Genomic DNA, 1,502 nt, shown 5'->3' on the forward strand with positions numbered 1-1,502 from the left:
ATTCCAGGTTTAACCTCGTGTCGCCGATATTGTTGTTTTGAGTACAGTGGCAGGTACCGCATCAATAAAGGTCTTGGACCTACCAAGCTCATATCACCTTTTAAAACATTCCAGAGTTCAGGTAGCTCATCGAGGCTAGTTTCTCGCAACCAGCGGCCGAAATCTGTCAAACGTTCACTATCTGCCAAAGGAATACCTTGTTCATCATAGGCATCAAGCATGGAGCGAAACTTGATCATGTGGAAAGACTTACCATCAAGACCCGGCCGCTCTTGAGTAAAGAAAACCGGACTTCCCAAGTAGCGACGTACTTTTAATGCGATGTATACGAACACAGGCGTAAACAGAACTAAAGCAAACAAAGAAATGACAACATCTATAAATCTTTTCACTTCAACTGCACTCATTTAACATGGTGGCAAATCGCGCAGCAAGAACTTCATAACTATTGTACTTTTCAACATAAGTCCTACCCGCATGGCCCATAGCAGCACGTTCAGCCTGAGACATTGTAACTAAAGTTGCAATAGCATCAGCTAATGCTCTGGGGTTTTCTGATGGTACAGTTATACCTGCCTTAGCCTCTTTGATAGGGTTATTTGAAGCCTCAGATGCAATGATAGTTGGACGTCCGGCAGCAAGATAATCAAACAACTTATTCATGCTAATACCATAGCGGTAAAGCTGTTTCATATCCCTAACAACAATAACAAACACATCAGCTTCTTTGGCCAAAGCAGGAATTTTTTGTTTCGGCACCGGATTTTCAAATTCAACATTTTTCAAAGCCAGATTCCGAGCCATTTGTATTAACTCTGGCTTCATAGGTCCATCGCCAATCATCCTCAAACGCACATGTTGCATTCCAGTCCGATTTTGTAACTCAGCCATCGCATTTAATACATTACTGAGCCCATTCGCCTGGCCATGTGCTCCAAAATACATCAGTGTAAACGTATCAGTCTCGGTTGGCTGTTTAGGAACGGGATAGCCATCTAGTTCAACACCATTTGGAATCCATACTATTTTCTTCGACGAGATACCAAGTGGTACAATGTAATCAGCAGCATGTGGTAAGAGCGTCACGATGCGGTCTGCTCTTTTGTACAACCACTTTTCGAGATAGCGTAATACTCGAGTAGTGATGCTTTTCTCACTCAGCCTTCCAAGATCTACCAATGTTTGTGGCCAAAGGTCACGAACCTCAAATACAAAGGGAACCCCATAGCGCTTTGCCAAGATTGCACCAGCAACACCAGCGAATGGGTGAACACTGGAACCAATAACTGCGCTTGGCTTATCTAGCCCTTTCGTGGCACCTGGCATCAGTACACGGAATGTGTATGCCAGTATATTAATCATTCGTCCCGCGCCATTACCTTTGTATTGCGGGGTTCGAATCCATTTGAAAGATACGCCGTCAAATTGATCCACTCTCATTATCTCGCCAGAAGATAGTCTTTGGCGGCCAGTATTGAGTTCAACACTTGCCGCAATAATTG

Annotated in this window: 2 protein-coding genes; both read right to left on the minus strand. The window is 43.8% G+C overall.

Features of this window, described 5'->3' with window-relative positions; genetic code table 11:
• Positions 1–407 (minus strand): sugar transferase (locus tag KDK19_RS15075; RefSeq protein ID WP_257292273.1); only part of this gene is annotated, 407 nt, incomplete at its 3' end.
• Positions 394–1,502, minus strand: a 1,109-nt coding sequence (locus KDK19_RS15080) for a glycosyltransferase family 4 protein (protein WP_257292274.1), incomplete at its 5' end; no start/stop codon positions are given. The genes KDK19_RS15080 and KDK19_RS15075, both read right to left, overlap by 14 nt.

Source organism: Endozoicomonas sp. ONNA1, from assembly GCF_024606325.1.
Taxonomy (GTDB): Bacteria; Pseudomonadota; Gammaproteobacteria; order Pseudomonadales; family Endozoicomonadaceae; genus Endozoicomonas_A.